The sequence below is a fragment of the Stieleria bergensis genome, assembly GCA_007745635.1.
GTDB classification, from domain to species: Bacteria; Planctomycetota; Planctomycetia; order Pirellulales; family Pirellulaceae; genus Stieleria; species Stieleria bergensis.
Genome location: CP036272.1, coordinates 224,999 through 242,558, shown reverse-complemented (window position 1 = coordinate 242,558; position 17,560 = coordinate 224,999). Strand labels below are relative to the sequence as shown.

Annotated in this window: 13 protein-coding genes; 5 read left to right on the top strand and 8 right to left on the bottom strand. The window is 56.0% G+C overall.

The window, feature by feature from the left end:
• Nucleotides 1–19: 19 nt before the first annotated feature.
• From ftsY to SV7mr_RS24970, 3 genes are all read right to left on the bottom strand, one after another.
• The gene (ftsY, locus tag SV7mr_RS00765; RefSeq protein WP_145268315.1) at nucleotides 20–1,168 is read right to left on the bottom strand and encodes a signal recognition particle-docking protein FtsY; all 1,149 of its coding nucleotides are present in this window, start codon (nucleotides 1,166–1,168) and stop codon (nucleotides 20–22) included.
• Between the two features lie 308 nt (nucleotides 1,169–1,476).
• On the bottom strand, nucleotides 1,477–3,312 hold the full coding sequence (locus SV7mr_RS00760) for a CRTAC1 family protein (protein WP_419188510.1): 1,836 nt from the start codon (nucleotides 3,310–3,312) through the stop codon (nucleotides 1,477–1,479).
• Between the two features lie 52 nt (nucleotides 3,313–3,364).
• The gene (locus SV7mr_RS24970; RefSeq protein WP_419187932.1) at nucleotides 3,365–4,609 is read right to left on the bottom strand and encodes a tetratricopeptide repeat protein; all 1,245 of its coding nucleotides are present in this window, start codon (nucleotides 4,607–4,609) and stop codon (nucleotides 3,365–3,367) included.
• A gap of 590 nt (nucleotides 4,610–5,199) precedes the next feature.
• On the opposite strand from SV7mr_RS24970, the gene SV7mr_RS00755 reads away from it, so the two are divergent.
• The 4 genes from SV7mr_RS00755 (at nucleotide 5,200) to SV7mr_RS00740 (ending at nucleotide 10,613) form a co-directional block, all read left to right on the top strand.
• Entirely contained in the window at nucleotides 5,200–6,399 is a 1,200-nt protein-coding gene (locus SV7mr_RS00755; protein WP_145268311.1) for a DUF1559 domain-containing protein, read from the top strand.
• 87 nt (nucleotides 6,400–6,486) lie between these two features.
• Nucleotides 6,487–6,723, top strand: coding sequence for a hypothetical protein (locus SV7mr_RS00750; RefSeq protein ID WP_145268309.1), 237 nt, complete (start codon nucleotides 6,487–6,489; stop codon nucleotides 6,721–6,723).
• Between the two features lie 660 nt (nucleotides 6,724–7,383).
• A complete protein-coding gene (locus SV7mr_RS00745) occupies nucleotides 7,384–8,589 on the top strand; it encodes a porin (RefSeq protein WP_419188509.1) in 1,206 nt (401 codons plus the stop codon).
• 593 nt (nucleotides 8,590–9,182) lie between these two features.
• Nucleotides 9,183–10,613, top strand: coding sequence for a porin (locus SV7mr_RS00740; RefSeq protein ID WP_419187931.1), 1,431 nt, complete (start codon nucleotides 9,183–9,185; stop codon nucleotides 10,611–10,613).
• A 136-nt stretch (nucleotides 10,614–10,749) separates the two neighbouring features.
• Here the strand turns inward: SV7mr_RS00740 and SV7mr_RS00735 are convergent, their stop codons facing one another.
• The 4 genes from SV7mr_RS00735 to SV7mr_RS00720 form a co-directional block, all read right to left on the bottom strand.
• Nucleotides 10,750–11,604 (bottom strand): alpha/beta hydrolase family protein, encoded by an 855-nt coding sequence (locus SV7mr_RS00735; RefSeq protein ID WP_145268305.1) that lies wholly within the window; start codon nucleotides 11,602–11,604, stop codon nucleotides 10,750–10,752.
• Nucleotides 11,605–11,777: 173 nt separating this feature from the next.
• Entirely contained in the window at nucleotides 11,778–12,023 is a 246-nt protein-coding gene (locus SV7mr_RS00730; protein WP_473163665.1) for a glutaminase, read from the bottom strand.
• A gap of 236 nt (nucleotides 12,024–12,259) precedes the next feature.
• Nucleotides 12,260–13,234, bottom strand: a complete 975-nt coding sequence (locus SV7mr_RS00725; RefSeq protein WP_419187930.1) for an IS3 family transposase — start codon at nucleotides 13,232–13,234, stop codon at nucleotides 12,260–12,262.
• Entirely contained in the window at nucleotides 13,149–13,535 is a 387-nt protein-coding gene (locus SV7mr_RS00720) for a transposase (RefSeq protein ID WP_145268303.1), read from the bottom strand. Before SV7mr_RS00720 ends, SV7mr_RS00725 begins: the two co-directional genes overlap by 86 nt.
• An 82-nt stretch (nucleotides 13,536–13,617) precedes the next feature.
• On the opposite strand from SV7mr_RS00720, the gene SV7mr_RS00715 reads away from it, so the two are divergent.
• Entirely contained in the window at nucleotides 13,618–15,009 is a 1,392-nt protein-coding gene (locus SV7mr_RS00715) for a DcaP family trimeric outer membrane transporter (RefSeq protein ID WP_419187929.1), read from the top strand.
• A 220-nt stretch (nucleotides 15,010–15,229) separates the two neighbouring features.
• On the opposite strand, the gene SV7mr_RS00710 is transcribed toward SV7mr_RS00715, so the two are convergent.
• Nucleotides 15,230–17,338 carry an RNA polymerase sigma factor gene (locus tag SV7mr_RS00710; RefSeq protein WP_145268301.1) on the bottom strand — a complete coding sequence of 703 codons (2,109 nt, stop codon included), beginning with the start codon at nucleotides 17,336–17,338 and terminating at the stop codon, nucleotides 15,230–15,232.
• Nucleotides 17,339–17,560 lie beyond the last annotated feature (222 nt).

Here is a 17,560-nt window from a genome sequence, read left to right as displayed (position 1 = left end):
TGGCGAACGATTCAAGCACTCAGTCACTAAACAACGCCGAAGCGAATTGATCGGCATCAAAGGGTGCAATGTCTTCAATGCTTTCGCCCAAGCCAACGAATTTGACGGGCAACTGAAACTGACGACGAATCGGCAAGATCACACCACCGCGCGCCGAACCATCTAGTTTGGCAAGCACGATGCCCGTGCAACCCGCAGCATCACTGAAGCCACTGGCTTGGCTGAGCGCATTCTGTCCGGCGGTGGCATCAAGCACCAACAACACCTCATGCGGTGCATTTTCAATTTTCTTACTGACCACGCGGCGAATCTTGTCCAGTTCCTGCATCAGGTTTGATTGCGTCTGCAGTCGACCTGCGGTATCAATGATCGCCACGTCGGCGCCGATCTCAATCGCCTTGTCAACCGTTTGGTAAGCAACACTGGCCGGATCGGCCCCTGGCTTGCCGGTGACGATGTCGCAACCGATTCGCTGTGACCAAATCGTCAACTGCTCCACCGCCGCGGCGCGGAACGTGTCGCCAGCACCGAGAACCACTTTCTTGCCCTGACCGACGAGGTGATTCGACAGCTTGCCAATCGAGGTCGTTTTACCGCTGCCGTTGACACCGACCACCAGGATCACCGAAGGCGTGCCAGGAAGATTCAGCGGCGCCGCATCCTGCCTGAGCATTTCCCGCGTCTGTTCAGTGATCGACCCAATGATGTCGCTTAACTGAACCTTCCGGCCGCGGTATCGCTTGGCGATGTCATCACGCAGTTCTTCAGCGGGACCAGCGCCCATGTCGGTGCGAATCAGCTTGGCGAATAACTCACCAAGGAATTCATCATCCACCAACCGGCCTTCGTCCTTGAACAGGTCACGAATATCGGTATTCAGAGCCTGACGGGTTTTCTGCAGCCCGGACTTGAAACGTGCGAACAGCCCGCCTTTCTTGGCAGGCGGATCGTCAGCCGCTGTGGATGAGGGTGCTTCGGCCGCCACTGGCTGGGCTGCCGAAGCCACTGGCTGGGCTGCCGAAGCCGGAGCTGCTGGCGCCGGTGCTGCGGGTTGCTCAGGCGGCACCTCTGCCTGGATTTCCGCTTCGCCCTGAACGGGAGCTTCGCTGGGCGAAGCAGATTCGGCTGCCGAATCGTCGACTTTCTTCTTTGAACGCCAAAAAACCATGATCTGTGATCCTAATGATGAAACGAACCGCCGTCGTTATCGACCATTTTGGCTCATTTTGGCTCGTTTTAACACCTCCCCTAGGCCTTTTCAGGGTGAGGACCTTCACGACGTCGCGAGACGTTTAAACCTTTGCACCGTTGACCAGCAAGCAAGTCAACGACAGACCGGCAGACCAAGAAACCGCAGGCTAGACGCGAAGGCCATCGCCAGGCGATGCGGAATCCTTTGCCGCGCGGCCTGACACTGGAAACGAAACCACTGGCGACCTGCAATCGGTCGAGCAAGCGGACGCAGACTCACTCGCGTCAGCGACCCTGCGATCTGCTTTTCAACGCATCCTCATAGCGATTGATTTCAAACCATTCGTCTTGGGACTCAATGACTAGATAACCGGCGTTGGTTTGAACATTGGCAGACTCGCTGATGTTGCCAGTTGGCCAGCGGACGAGAACTCGGTCCACTTGCTTTGCTTGGCCGACGCCGATGGAGAGTTGTTTTTGGTTGCTGCATAACAAGCCGTCGCCAGCGGTCACCCAGTGGACCATTTTTTGCTGCCCGATCTGAATTTCAACCCTGGCTCCGATGGCATCGCGTTCGCAATCAGTTCCAACCAGTTGCAGGTTCAAGACACGACCACCGGCCGATCGGTTTTCCAAGAGTGCAGTCGGCGCTTCCAAATCCCCGGCAACCAGATCCGTCTTTCCGTCACGATTCCAATCCAGCGTCACCAAGGCCCTGCCCAGCGCGGGCTGTGACCAATAGCCATCGGACTGCTGGGACAGCTCACGACGAAAACCGTCTGGACCGCCGCGGTATAATTGGGGCCACATGCGATACGGCCTGTTCGCCGATTGAAAATCATGCAAATGCCCGTTCAGGATCACCAGGTCCAACCAGCCATCACGATCAACATCAATCGATTGGGTTCCCCAGCCGACCATAGGAAACGTTTCCTGAGCCAGTCCCCAGCGGGTCGCACTGTGCACAAAGACCGAGGGCGTCTTTTGTAGATACAGGTCAGAAGGCTGGTTCGAATAATTGGTGACATGCAAATCCAAATTGCCATCACGATCGAAGTCACCGGCTGCCAGTCCCATCGACCCCGGTGCTTGGCCAAATGAACCCACTGCATTGCCTGATAGACTGGCGGCTTCATCCAGCACGTAATCGGCTTGCTGATTCGTCGCATCGGCCCGATCGGTTGCCACTTGCGACTGCCAATAGTGATTGGGCATCCCATCATTGGTCAAGTAAACATCGTTGCCAGCTTGCTGATCAAAATCTGCGACCACGACGCCAAAGCCTAAACTGGGCAACGATTCAATCCCTGGCATCCCCTGCCAAGGCTGAATGCGACCATCGGCGCGAACCGTAAACACTCGGTCCGCTGCCGGCCGAAACTGCCGCGGGCTACAATGATCTTCTTTCCCACTGCAATAGATTTCTAAGACCTTAGGGTCGTCGATGTAATTGACTTCAAGCAGTTCCGGCAACCCGTCACCGCTAAGATCTGCGCAAGCAATCGACGAGGTCCAAAAAGAACCATTGATCAAATGCGGTTCTTCGGCATCCGCTTGAAGCCGACGAAAGCTACCATCCCCTTGATTCAAAAAGATGGCATTGCGTCCAAGATTTGCGACCAACACATCCGGAAATCCATCCTGGTTCAGATCCGCAATCGCGACGCCTTGCCCATAGCCACCGTTTTGGCCACCGGCAGAATCCGTGACCACCTGATACCCGGTTCCAGCCAGATTCCGATAAACCACACTAGGGTGACAGGACCCTTGATCGAATGGCAAGCCGCCTCCGTCGGTGAAGTACAAATCTGGCCAGCCATCGAGATCGAAATCTACAACACCAATGCCTCCCCCGGTGGCCTCATACACGTACGTTCGATCTTCATGCTGCGAACCGCAGTCGTATTGAAACTGCAAGCCAACGTCGGCGGCGACATTCACCAGTTGAAAAACGGTCGACGACGTGCCGGCTAAGCCGACGGGTTGGTCTGCAAGAAGCGTGGATGCGACGACTCCTACATCGGGCGGCTCCCACTGACTGAGTTCTAAACCACAGAGCTGAAAGCCATCGGGTAAGGCCGCCTCTTGCTCGGCTGCCCATTGAGTCCAGTCGATCGTCATGAGATCACTCAACGGACTCTGCCCCAGTGTTCGCTGCTGAGCTTGCGAGGCTTTACGAATCGCTAATTGCTTCCATCTTGCCGACTCCCAAGGACGACCGAGGGACTCCAATCGCGATGCCAGTTGCATCAGCTGATCGGCGGTGCCGGGCTGCTGGCCAAACTGTAAATACAGCACCGATGCCTCGGTCAACCATTGCGCGCGCTGCTTGGCAATTGCCGCGGCTTGGTCTTCCCCCAAACGACTGAGAGCTCCCGCCAGCCCATAGTAGGCGACACGATCGGTTGGATCTAACTGCACCGTTTCCAAGAAACATCTGATCGCGTCCGGACTGACTGTACCAGTCGGCGAGTGTCCACCAATACTCCGGCTGCTGGGCAACTCCGGGAGGCATTTGATCAAGCTGCGCCAGCCAAGCCTGATCGTCTCCCATTTCGTGAGCCAAACGCATTTGGAAAGCTGCCACGCTGGCGGATTCTGGAAACGCATCACTCAATGGCCGAATCATCGCGTTCGCCTCGCGCGACCGTGACTCTGCGTGGGCTTGTTTGGCTTGACGCAGCAAGGATAGATTGAGCTGGCCCTTTGCCCCGGTGTCCTTCTGCACGTCAACAACCACCGTGCCACGCAAGAATTGCATCTGAAATAACTCGCGTTCGGTAATCGCGTCACGTTTGGCCAGCCAGCGCAACTGCTTCGATGCCTCAAACCGACGTCCCTGCAGGGCTAAGTTCTCTGCTAAGCGCCGTCGAAACCGCACTGAATGGGAGCCCGCCTGAAACTGCTCGATCGCCTTCGTCAAGAGACGCTCTGCGGCCGAGAGTCGACCGGCTTCGGTTAACCAGTCATTGCCAGCTTCAAAGGCGCGCCGCTGCCACCGCCCATCACCCTCCGGCTCGGCAGGCTTTGGCATCTGCTCGATCGCCTGCACCGCCAAATCCAACGCACCGGCAGCGTGCTGAGTCTGGGCCAGCACAAACAAAACCTCTGGATCATTGGGGGACGCAACCAGCAGCGACTTCAAAGACTGGATCGCCAACTCTGGATTGTCTTGTTCAAGGAAGCGACGCGTGTCAACGAGTTGTTCCTCGCGCGACTTTGGCGCCGCAGCATCCTTTTGAATCAAACGCTGCTGCTGTCGCTTCAACAACGCCGCCGCCTCCTCTTGGGCCGCCCGATCACCGCATCCACCTAGCATCAGCACAGCAAAGAGCGGCCCCAGCAGTCCAGAGGCAATCCCAAGGCAATGGACTCTCATTCGCGTTGCAGTCTCTTTCATGTCAGTCAATTCAGTCACACCATTCTTCCAGCACCACTCTTCTTCCAGCACCACTCTTTCGATCCACTCTCCTTTCCCACACCGGCAGCGCAAGCGGATCACGAAGATACTGCCGAGCACATCGAAACACACTGGGTTGCTAAGCCGACCCGGGTTGCCAAACATACCGGGTCAGAGGTCATCATACCCACTGGACTCAGCGTTGACTTTCAGCCAAGCGGGTCAGGATGCAAATCGACGGGCACCCGAGAGGGCGTGGGTGCGAACCCGCCGCAGCGAAGTCAACATCGCAAGAGATCATGTCGTTGCCCCAAGCGCTGAATGCGGCCCATCCAACGCAGCGAGGCGGCAAACCGCCGCAATTGACTCAGAACCACCCTAAGAGGCAAGGTACGCTTCACCAGCCGGGCCGAGCGCTGGCGGAATAAGTGTGGCTGGCCGCACTTTAAGGGTTGATTGCTGCGCCGTGATGCATAGCATTCGTGAGACACCGCCAGTGACACTGATTCGACAATCATGATTTCCCCTCTTTCACGGGCGTCCTGGCCATAACAAAACGGGCTCTTTGTCATGTCATGGCCCGCATTTTTTTTTTCGGTAGGAATCTTATGAATCACAAACATTCGCATCGCAGCGGGTTCACGTTGGTGGAACTGCTGGTGGTCATTGCCATCATTGGAATCTTGGTTGGTTTGCTACTGCCAGCGGTTCAGGCCGCTCGTGAAGCGGCTCGACGAATGAGCTGCAGCAACAACATGAAGCAACTGGGCTTGGCGGTTCACAACTACGAATCCGCGTACAAGCAGCTGCCCATGCAACGCGGCGGCACGAACGGAGACAACGCAGCTGTGGGTCACTGGGACAGCGACATTCGCGACAACCGCAAACAGCTGAGCTTTTTGGTCGGCCTGACGCCGTTTTTTGAACAACAAGCGTTGTGGGAACAGATCAGCAATGGCGACATCACCAAAGGCTACTACCCCATGGGGCCGACCCCTGACCGGCTAGGATTTGACCCTTGGGTCACAGAAATCCCCGGGCTACGTTGCCCCAGCGACCCCGGCTCTGGATTACCAGCCAATGCGCGGACGAACTACGCGGCCTGCATGGGAGACGCAGTCGATCGCATCAACAGCGGTGCTTACAACTGGGACATGACGCCACCGAATGCGGATCGCCAAGCACGCCTCAACGCAGGCCAGCGAGGCATGTTTGTGCCGATGAAGGTGACCAAGTTCCGCGACGTACTGGACGGACTGTCCAACACCATCATGGCCGGTGAAATCCCCACCGATCTCGGTGACAACGACGTTCGAACCCAGCCGCACATCGGTGAAAAAGGGTTCAACTCGGTGGCCAATAACCCAAGTTTCTGCGAACAGTTCAAGGATCCAGAGCGCCCCGGTTTCTGGGCACCTTCGGAGCTAGCCAACTTGCAGAATGCCAGCTCGTCCAGTCGTGCCCGTGGTTTCCAATGGGCCAGCGGCTTCTTGGTCTTTACAGGTTTCCAAACCATCCTGCCACCAAACCGCGAGATCTGTGTGGAGAACACTCAGGGCTTGGCCACGATCCGAGCCACGCAGATGGAGCTTGTTGGCGCCGCTGGCAGCCGGCACCCTGGTGGAGCTCATGTCTTGTTGGGCGATGGTGGCGTGCGATTTGTCACCGATTCGATTGAAGCGGGCAACCAGAACGCCCCTGCAGTGCAACTTGGCAGCGTGAATCCTCCCGGATCTCCAAGCCCCTATGGAATTTGGGGCGCCTTGGGAACTCGCGCCAGCAAAGAAACCATCGACGAAGACTTCTAGTTTTCGCCAGGTGATCATGTTGGAACCCAAATGCTCGCCAGGGTTGATTCCCGACCGGAGGCATCACCCTGAGTGGCATTTGTCAGCATGAATCTTCGAAAACACTATCCCGATTTAACTGATGATATGGAGGGGCCGATGCCTCGATACACTTCCCTGATGATTATTGGCCTGCTGATTGGCTCCTTTGGCTGCAGCCAGGACACCACGCCTGTTGTAACGGTTGACCCAGAGACGATCGATACACTTCAGGAACAACGTGACGCGGAAGATGCAGCAGCAGCGGCAGCAGACGCCAAAGCGGGGCAGATCCCTCGCAGCTAGAAAGCTGGCCACGAAATCACACTCGGCTAAAGATGACAAACGGCCGGCAGACGCCTGATAAAGCAGGTGTGCTGTCGGCCGTTTTTTTATTGGCCTGCTGCCAGCCTCACAGATTCGACCGCCCAGATTCGACCGCTTGGACTGGGAAAACGGCAACTGATGTGACGGGCAAGGATCGGCCAGCTGGCTCGCATGGCCCTGACGCCGGGCAAAGACTTGCCCACACCCCCCCAAAGCCCCTGCCTAACGCAGGCGGGAATCTTTCCGCAACCGCGACATGAGGAACAGCAATTCGGGTGCGTGGTGGAAAACACGACTTTGTGTCTGAACACCCTCCTCAGAAAACCCGATACCGCTTGTGACGACAGAGGCAACACGTCAGACGGTCACGACGCTTGCCAAGTTCGCCACAGTGAATGTGGATGGTTTCTTTGAATTCCTGAAATCACACATTCGCAGTGATCCGAACTTGGCAAACGAAACGGCCAGACCAATCGGGGTCTTCAACAGCCCGCTATCTTTTGGTCGCGGGCGTGAAATACCGTAGTTGCCCTGGCATTTTTAGACCCCAGTGAATGGAATTCGGGAGAATTAATAGCGATGAAGCTTAGCAAAATTGCGATGCTGGCCGCGATTGCCTGTGCGTCTTACGCCAACAGCATGAGCGCTAGTGCGAATGAGACATTTCAGTTAGTCGGACACTGCGAAGAAGCTGGTTGCGACTGCAGCGAACCAGTTTGCGGATGTGAAGACGCCTGCGACGCCATGTGCGACGACGGCTGCGATTCAATGTGTGGCAGCGGACTTGGCCTTGGCCTTCTGGACCACAACTGCTGCATCGGCGAGCCTTGGAGCTTGTTCGGTGATCACTGTGGTTGGAGTGCAGGTGGTTGGGTTCAAATGGGCTACCACAGCCGCGCCAACGCCCTGTTCAACAGCCGTCCTGACGAGTTCCAGCTGCACCAAGCTTGGTTGTACGCTGAGAAAGCGATCGACACCTCTTGTGGTTTCGACATCGGTGGACGGATCGATTACGTCTACGGTACCGATGGACCTGATACTCAGGCCTTCGGCACAGGAACCGGTTGGGACAATGGCTGGGACAATGGCAACGACTACGGTTCGGCCATTCCTCAACTGTACATGGAAGCCGGCTACGGCGACTTGTCTGTGAAAGTAGGTCACTTCTACACCATCATCGGATGGGAAGTTGTTACCGCTCCGGACAACTTCTTCTACAGCCACGCGTACACCATGTACAACAGTGAGCCCTTTACTCACACCGGTGCATTGTTCACCTACACTCCAAGCGACGACGTGACCGTCTACGGTGGTTACACCCTAGGTTGGGACAGTGGTTTCGATGACAACGGCGACAGCTTCCTAGGTGGAATCTCGTTGGCGTTGACTGACAACGTGAGCTTGACTTACGCCACCGTTGCTGGTCGCTTCGGCGATTCAGTTGGTGCTGGCTCTGGCGAGCGTGGCTACATGCACTCCATCGTTGCCGACGTTGCTCTGAGCGACAACCTGCAATATATCTTCCAGAACGACATCCTGTCGACGGAAGACGCAGCAGGTGCAACGGTTCGTGAAACCTACGGCATCAACCAGTACTTGATCTACACGGTCAACGACTGCTTGGCTTACGGTGGACGCTTCGAATGGTACGACCAAGAAGGCGTCTTCGATAGCGAAGGCGAAGTCACCTCGTTGACAGCAGGCTTGAACTACAAGCCTCACGCCAACGTTCTGGTTCGTCCTGAAGTCCGCTGGGACTGGGACAACACCGCTGGCGTCGACGCTGGCTTGGAAGACGGCGACGACCAAACCACCTTTGGTATCGACACCATCTTCTTGTTCTAAGAACAATTCATTGGGTCTCGAGCTTGTCTCGAATTCTACAACCGGCTGCAGCATCCGCTGCAGCCGGTTTTTTTGCGTTTTGACCCAAGCTTTTCCAGGTCATTGGCCAGATCACCGTCATGCCGAGGCAACACAACAACCCTGGAATCACTAGCCCCTCGCCAGACAAATCGACACAACCGCTACCGCTTATCAGAAAGCCACGTTTTGGGGGCAAACCCGCGTGAGATGCGATCCATGTTTACGCATTTCCACTCAATGCGTCACCGATAACCCTATCACGGCAGTGTTAGGTTCGAGCGAACAGGTAGGCATCCCCGTAGATGTCGTCTGTCGACAATCGAACCAAAGAGATCATCACGGGCGTTGATCGAAAACACAAACCATCACTGCCTTTGGGGCTGATTCGCAGGGGCGAATGAACCAAGCAAGGAAGCACACTTCTTGTCTGGTTCGTCAAGCGGATGATGCGTGGCAAGGCGTGGCGATCCTCAGGATCGACCGCCTTGCCTTGGCGCGCATCCCGTCATCAATCCTTTGACTCTGCCACAAACTCAGACGGAAACCTTCCAAGGTATCACAAAGGAATGATCATGGATCGAATACGTTCTCTCGCTCTCCACTTGACCGCTTCATTGGCGGCAGTGGGACTTTCTGCCGATACCTGCTTTGGTCAGGCCGGCAATGCGACCCAGTACAAATCTTACTCGGCTCAAGCGGTTCCAATGGCTCCTGGCCTGAACGGACCTGCTCAGCCGATCTACTCGGTCGCCAATCGCTATGCTCAAGAGCAAGCGGCTGAATCAGCTAGCGACGCTGCTCCACCGGCACCGACAGCCGCTCCTGCCACTGGCAGCGGTTGCACCTCGTGCGGCGGTGGTTGCGATAGTGGCTGTGGCGATGCTTGCGACGCTTATGGCTGCGACTCAATGTGTGGCTGCGGATCAAGCTGCGGCTTGGGTCTGGGCTGCCTGGATGGCTTAGGCGACTGCTGCCTCGGTGAACAGTGGTCACTGTTTGGTGATCACTGTGGCTGGAGTGCTGGTGGCTGGCTACAACTGGGCTATCACAGCAAACGCAACTCTCTGTTCAACAGCCGTGACAGCGAAGTACAACTGCACCAAGGTTGGTTGTTCGCTGAAAAGGCCGTTGACGGATCTTGCGGTTTGGACATCGGTGGTCGCATCGACTACGTTTACGGTACGGACGGACCTGACACTCAGGCCTTCGGTATCGCTGCACCCAGCTGGGACAACGACTGGGACAATGGCAACGACTACGGTTCCGCCATTCCACAGCTGTACGTCGAAGCAGCTTACGGGGACTTGTCTGTGAAAGCGGGTCACTTCTACACCATCATCGGATGGGAAGTTGTTACCGCCCCGGATAACTTCTTCTATAGCCACGCGTACACCATGTACAACAGCGAGCCCTTCACTCACTCGGGCTTCCTGGCGACGTACACACCCAGCGACTGCGTGACTGTCTGGGGTGGTTACACCTTGGGCTGGGACAGTGGCTTTGATGACAACGGTGACAGCTTCTTGGGTGGTGTTTCGCTCGGCTTGACCGACGACTTCACCGTGACCTACGCTACCGTTGCTGGTCGCTTCGGAGACCGTGACGGATCGGTTGAAAAGGGCTACATGCACTCTTTGATCGGTGACTGGAACGTCTCTGACAACCTTGAGTACATCATCCAGAACGACATTCTGACTTCAGAAGATGCAGCAGGTGCAACGGTTCGTCAAACCTACGGTATTAACCAATACCTGATCTACACGATGAGCGATTGCTGGGCTGTTGGTGGACGCTTCGAATGGTACAACCAAGAGGGCGTCTACGCTGCAGATGGAGACATCTACGAGTTGACCGTGGGCTTGAACTACAAGCCTCACGCCAACGTCTTGATTCGTCCAGAAATTCGCGGCGACTGGGACAGAACCACGACCCGCACCGCTGCTGGTCTGGAAGACGGCGATAATCAAACCACCTTCGGTATCGACACGATCTTCTTGTTCTAAGATCCATCCGTACCAAGTTGACATGACGAACGATCGCATCCTTCAAGGTGCGATCGTTTTTTTCATTGGCAATCAGTTGTTGCCACCGGCAAGCACGCCGCGCCAACAAGCGTGCCCAGCGCTGGCGAATCAAAAACTACTGGCCGCCTTCAACGTGCCGCTGAATAAAGTCGGCCACTCGCTGGGGATCGGGATGGGTGAAGTGATGCCCCTGGGATCGCTCGGTGCCTTCCTTGACTTCAATGATCTCCATTTTGCCACCCAATTCTCGATAACGTTTCGCAAGCACAAACGTGTTTTCTGTTGGCGGGACCACTTTGTCATTCAATGACACGATGTGTAGCACAGGAATTTTGGCGGCTGCAATCGGTGACAAAACATCAATTGGATTCTGCTTGTAGTCCAACGCCTGCTGCTCGGTCAGTTGATATTCCTTTAGCAGCGTTTGCCATACGCCGGCACTACCAATCCCACTGCCCTGCCCCAGCGGCCAGCTCTTGAAATCGCAGACCGGCGTGTCAGCATACAGACAGGCCACACGATCGGGATGGCGCGCGGCCCAGCGATAGACAAACAGCCCGCCGCGACTGACGCCTTCCAGAACGACCTGCTTGCTCAGCCCATGATCTGCCGTCATGGCCTGATAAAACTGATCCCAGAGATCCAATGCCGGATCACTCCCAAGCATCCCGCCGGTATCGAGGTGCGCGATGTGAAAGCCGCGTTCCAATAACAGCAAATCCGCTTCGGCATGAAAACCGGGAAACCTTGCCCGCCAGACCCAAGGGCTGCCTTTGCGAACCTCCTTGGGAACCACCACATAGGCCTTTTTGCCGGCAAATGGAAAATCATAACGCGTGTAGCCATGCCACTCAGATTGCTTGCCAGGCCAACTCGCAACGTTCTGCTGCTCAGCCCTTGCCTGTGGCGCGTGGCCTGAATACACCATCAGCAACAACGCAACCATTCCCACAACACCAGTTCTCATCATCTGCCTCTCTCGCGCAAAAAACGTGCTCATTCCTCTTGGACAGGCACCAGGATACTTCAACCGATCCCCGGTTCGTAGACGATCGAGACCAGACAGGCGCAACGAAACGAAAAACGGCATGCAACTTTAAACAAGCTGCATGCCGCATCGATTCGATCCAGGCGGTTGGCTGGTTACTTCGCTGGTTTGGAGATGTAAAGATTAGCCCCCAGTCGATTGACGATCATTTCGATCGCTTTCTGAGCGCGAACACTATTGCCAGCTTCATCCAGTGGTGGACTGAATGCGGCGATCCCGAATTTGCCTGGTGCCACAGCGATGATGCCACCGCCAACGCCGCTCTTGGCTGGCAAACCAACGTGATACAACCACACGCCGCTATCATCGTACAGCCCAGCGGTGGCCATGACCGCCAGCACCTGTCTTGGTTCAACGGGAATTGGAATTTGCTAACCGGCGAGTAGTACAGGATGGCGGCTTCCTGCCGTGAAGATCAGGCATCCTGCCCGAAGTTTTTTCGCATTGTGGAAACATCGAAGGGAAGAGTAGCGGCATCGTCTGACACCGCTGCCCTTCGACGTTTCACTTGGCACGGCGCTCGGGTTGGTCCTCACCAGTGCCCTATCCTCCGACCAAGTTCTCTCAGTCTCTCACATCAGCTCGCGATTGCAAGTGATGCTTGCTCGCGACGGCGTGAACGAGCTTCTTCAAGCTTGCGATCACGCTCTGCATGGATCTCGCCGGACAGGCCATTCAAGCAGTCCGCTGGCGTGATGTAACCGATCCCGCTGTGCAAACGCGTCTCGTTGTAATGACACACATAAGCAGCTATTTGCTTGACCGCTTCGTCACGATCTCGCGGCGGATTGGGACGAATGCACTCCGTCTTCAACGTCCCGTAAAATCGCTCCTGCTTTCCGTTGCTTTGCGGGTAGTAAGGACTCGTCGTCACATGCGTCAAACCGTTGAAGCGAACGAATGCTTTAAAGTCTTTCGCGATGTACTGCGGACCATTGTCGCTGATGATTCGGGGCTTCACACCGGGATGTTTTTCCAGCGCTGCTTGAATCACAATCTCAATATCCACTTCCGTCATCGACTCGCGAAGTTCATGGTGCACGATGTAACGACTGAAGCCATCGAGTACCGTGATCAAGTAAAAAAACGTTCCACCAACGTTGATGTAAGAAACATCGGTATGCCAATGGCTATGCGGCTTTTTAGGCTGTTTGAAGCCTGTTCCTTTGAGCGACTTGGTCGCGGATTTGCGGTCCAAACGCCCCGCTGCTTTGAGAACGCGATAAACCGTCGAAGGGCTCACCGCAACGATGTCATCGTCAAGCATCATGAAAGTCAATCGGCGATAACCCTCCAGTGGATTCTTGTCATGGAACGCGACAATGGCTTGCCGCTCCCAATCCGCGAGCCACCAGTCGCGAGGGATCTTTCCGTTGTGGTCATTGACCATTCCGTAGCGTTTCTTCCAGGTGTGGAACTTGTTGGCCGCCAAGCCAAGCCACAGCAGCAGTTGCTTTGCAGGCAGCTCAGTTTGTTTCGTCCAATGGTTGATGTAATCGACGATTTGGTCTCGTGTATCGTGAGGAACCCAGCGACCGGTTAGAGCTCCCATTTTCTTTTTTTGAGCGGATGTTCTCCTCCATCAGCTCAGAGATGACTTCGTTCTTAGCGTCGAGTTTCTCACGCATCTTCTGGAGCTTGGCATCGTGCTTGGACGTTTCAGCCTTCGTCGATCGCGGCGACTCAAAAGAGCGTTCAGCCTGTTGAAGCACGGAATTGATCCAGTTGTGGATCATCGTTGGCTGGACGTGCATCTCGTCAGCGATCTGCGAGACAGGAATTTGGTCTTTAAGATGCCTGCGAACCGCATCAGCCTTCTGTGAAGCGGTGAAAGATCGTCGTTTTTTTGTCATCAGAATTCTCCTCGGGGGGTGAGATTAATTCACCGGAGGCAAAATTCCAATTCCATGAGAGGCAAGACAGTGCAGTTACGCCATGGCCGAGGATACGCCACAAACCAATCAAACGGTGACAGAGCCTCCCGCACTGGTGCCAGCCAGTGCTCAACACAGCGGCGACACTGCCGAGCAAAGCGTTGGTGACGACCACCAAACTGTCATCGTCGCAAATGCGTCCGACCAGCTGCCAGCAAACAGTTTCGTGGCTTTGGCAAGCAACGGTGACCCCTGCGATGGCGTGCAGGTCAACCTGGGAGGTTGCGACGACTTTTGCAAACCCGGTGGCTGCAGCGCGTCATGTGGATTCGGTTGCGGTTGTGCCAAAGCTGGCAAACCTGTGGTCACGGTTTACGGATTTGGCCAGGTTGATTACATCCAAGATTTCAACCGCGTCGCGCCGGCCTGGGAGTCAACCCTGCGGCCCTCGCGAGTTCCAACGCAAGCCGGCCAATACGGCTCCGATGGCAGCGCTCTGCTAAGCGTTCGGCAATCACGCTTAGGCGCTTCCGCTGTCGTGCCAACAACGGGCGGAGATCTAAACGCTAAGGTGGAGTTTGACTTCTTTGGTGTTGGTGCTGACGAAGGCCAGACGACCGTTCGGCTGCGACATGCCTTCGGTAGCTATAACAATTGGCTTGGCGGGCAGACACACAGTTTGTTCATGGACATCAACGTGTTCCCCAACGTGATCGATTACTGGGGACCGGCCGGGATGGTGTTCCTGCGAACACCACAGATTCGCTGGACGCCGATCCAAGGCGATCACTCGCTGGCGTTTTCGTTGGAAACGCCGGACTCTGGAATTGACACAGGTGTCTTCAGTCGGGAAATCCAAGACCTGGGCGCCAATGTTCAATCGGTTGAACGCTTTCCAGATTTTGGCTGGCGTTATCGATACACTCAGGAAGGTGCGGGACACTTTCAAGTCGCGGGATTGATTCGCCCTCTAGGCTACGACACGGTTGCCGATCCGCCACCGGCTGGGAACCGCCCCAAAGAAAACCTGGTCGGCTGGGGTGTCAACCTCAGCGGCAACCTGTATACCGTGGGTAAAAATCGTCTGATTGGTCAGTACGTTTTTGGCCATGGGATCGCCGGCTATATGAATGACGGTGGCGTAGACATTGCTCCTCGCAACGGCGTCGTCCCCGCGGACCCAGCTCCGCAGCCCTTGCAAGGGATCGTGCTGTACTATGACCACTACTGGAACAAGTGCTACAGTTCATCGATCGGTTGGAGCATGACGGAAGTCCAAACCTTCCGCGGCCAAGCGGACGATGCGTTTCGGCGCGGACGCTATGTTTCGGCAAACTTGCTGTATAACCCGATACCGAACTTCCTAACCGGGATCGAATACCTGTGGGGTGATCGCAAAGATCACGATGGAGCCATCGGCGAAGACAACCGCATGCAGATCAGCTTCAAGTAAAGCTTCTAAGCTGCCAAGATAGGCCCGCGTCTGGGTGCCCCGACTGAGTGGGCTGGCGTGGCAAGTTTTTTGGCCGGTCGCCTGCTGATGATCAGCCGCGGTTTCCCAACAGCAACCCCACCAGGCGTTTTGGCGTGAGCTGCGGTTCGGTCACGGTTCAGTCACGGGGAGTTGCCGTTTCAAAAACGGGGCCTATCGGTCTGCAGCCGATGATTCTTTGCTAAAACACCCCGCCGCCGCCGGCGGGCACTGGTGCACTCTCAACGCTGCTTGGTTTGACAACCGTCGCCCGGCCGAAGTGTCCGTGACGCATCACATCGAGCAGCTTCTTGATGTGATGATGGGTTTGATAGGTCGTCGAAACCAAAATGGCAGGACGCTTGATTCCCATGGGTGAAATGGTGGATGGTCCTCCCATGACCTCCCAGCTGTCGGTGGCTATTGAAGTCTCGATAACCTGAATAATGCCGAAAGGATCATTGCTTGGCAGCCCTGTCCCCTCAAGCCAATAGATGCGAGACGCCAGCATCGATTCGACAGACGTTCCAGTCGTGACGGTAAGCACCTTGTCGTTGACTGTGTAAGCGAGTTGTAGCTCACGGGTGATGAAGTTCAGGGCCTCGCGCAGGGTCACATCCTTCAGCGTGCAACTGATCGGAGTCTCGCTGCTCAGCCCCTCTTCTTCCAATGCTCTTTGGTCGACCAAGATGGCGACGTCCCATTGACGCGCCATGTCTTGGACCGCCTCTACCAAGGGGAATTCAGTAAGCAATAAGGAGCCGGTCTGTTCGAGTTTCTCATGCGTTTCCTCATCCAACTCAATCCCCGGAGTCACCCAGCGTTCATTCTCAATTCCACAATGTGACAACACTTCAAAGTCCGCCAGTAGCTCGATGCCGTCATCGGTAACCTGTGCTTTCAGGCCTGCGGGGCTTAACAACTGATACAATGCTGATCGCAGGGGCAACTGCTTGACATCAAGCTTCAGATCCCGCAACACTTCCGCTTGCTGAATCAGTTGCAAGCTGCGGGAATCAATCGTCACGGGCAATCCGGTCGCCGCCTGCAACTCCACAGCAAGGGAGTCCAGATCTGCGTGTACTTTAAGGTCCATCGGCTGGTCGAGCTTGGCCTCGATCTCTTTTGCAATCACAGTGGTCGGGCCAGCAAAATCCATCGGCGTCCCTGCCCCAGCGTTCAAACCTGCACCGCCGCCGAAAAAGGGGCCAGCACTGAACCCTGAGCCAGCCTCCATCACACCGCCAACGGGCGATGCGCCCGACTGCAACTGGACACCACCGGCCTGCCCCACGACATCCGCTTGGTCTTCATTCATCGCAGCCACGGTCCCAACGTTGCTGCCGGAATCGCTGGTCACCGATTCAGCAAAGGTCACATCCTCGACGACCAATCGACGCTCAGCATTCTCCGCCACCGCAGACAGTGACAACTCCGGTTGGTCAGCGGATGGACTGCCCGCGAAATGGCTCTGCCAGATCAATAACGCTCCGACGACCAGCGGAGTGGACATGGCTGCGGCCAAGCCCATTGCCTTGATCGAGGGACGCCCCACGACTGCAATGACACCTTCGGCGCCCGCTGTTAGTGCCGCATCAACCTGTGGAACGTTTCCTGGCGTCGGCGGCAAGTGATGGGAAGCAATCTCAGCGGCCGCCATTGCATGTACAGCCGAGGCACGCGAAGCCGCCACCGCGGCAAAGAACACCACGGGAACGAAACCATGGCGACGCAATCGACTGGCCAACATCCTGCGTCCCCGTTGCAGTCGGCCTCGCACCGTTCCCTGCGTGGCCTCTAAATGCCGGGCGACCTGATCAATGGACATGCCCTGGTAAAGAGACAACACCAGAACCGATCGATAATGCTCTGGCAGATCAGACAACTGTTCATCCAAAATCATCGCCTCATGCTGCAATGTCAGACTCTCCAGCGGGTCTACCGGCTGGTACGCGACATCAACCTCTTGCAAATCAACGGTGGCGGTACGTTCTAAAGTTGCATTGGCCGCGCGATGAGCCACCGTATGCAACCAGCCTGGCAACCGCTCGGGATGATGCACTCGGTCTGCTTGCCCCGCCAGCGCCAGAAAGGTGGTCTGAAATGCGTCTTGCGCATCGTGCTCACTGCGGCATCGTCGACGACAGACCGTTAGCACCATTGCACTGTATCGTCGGATCAAAGCAGCCAGCGCGGGCCTCTGATGATCCCTCACCCAGGCGTTCAAAAGTTCCGCATCAGGTTGCCCATCCAGCGATGCAACCGCAAGACTCTCGCTGGGCAACGCATCAGAAGTGTACTGATCAATCATGAAACCGCCTGGGACTAGAATCCGAGAAGAGAAAAATCAAATTGCCGAGACGAAAGCGCACCATCAGCATGCTTTCTAACACGTTAGTGGGCTGGCCTGCCACAAAAGCGCGCTGAAAATCGCATTTGCAGCGAGTTTTGTTCGCTGCTGATCCATCGCCAGCGAAACATCAGCCAACCCCACCAGCCGTTTTGGCGTGAGCCACGGTTCAGCCACGGGGAG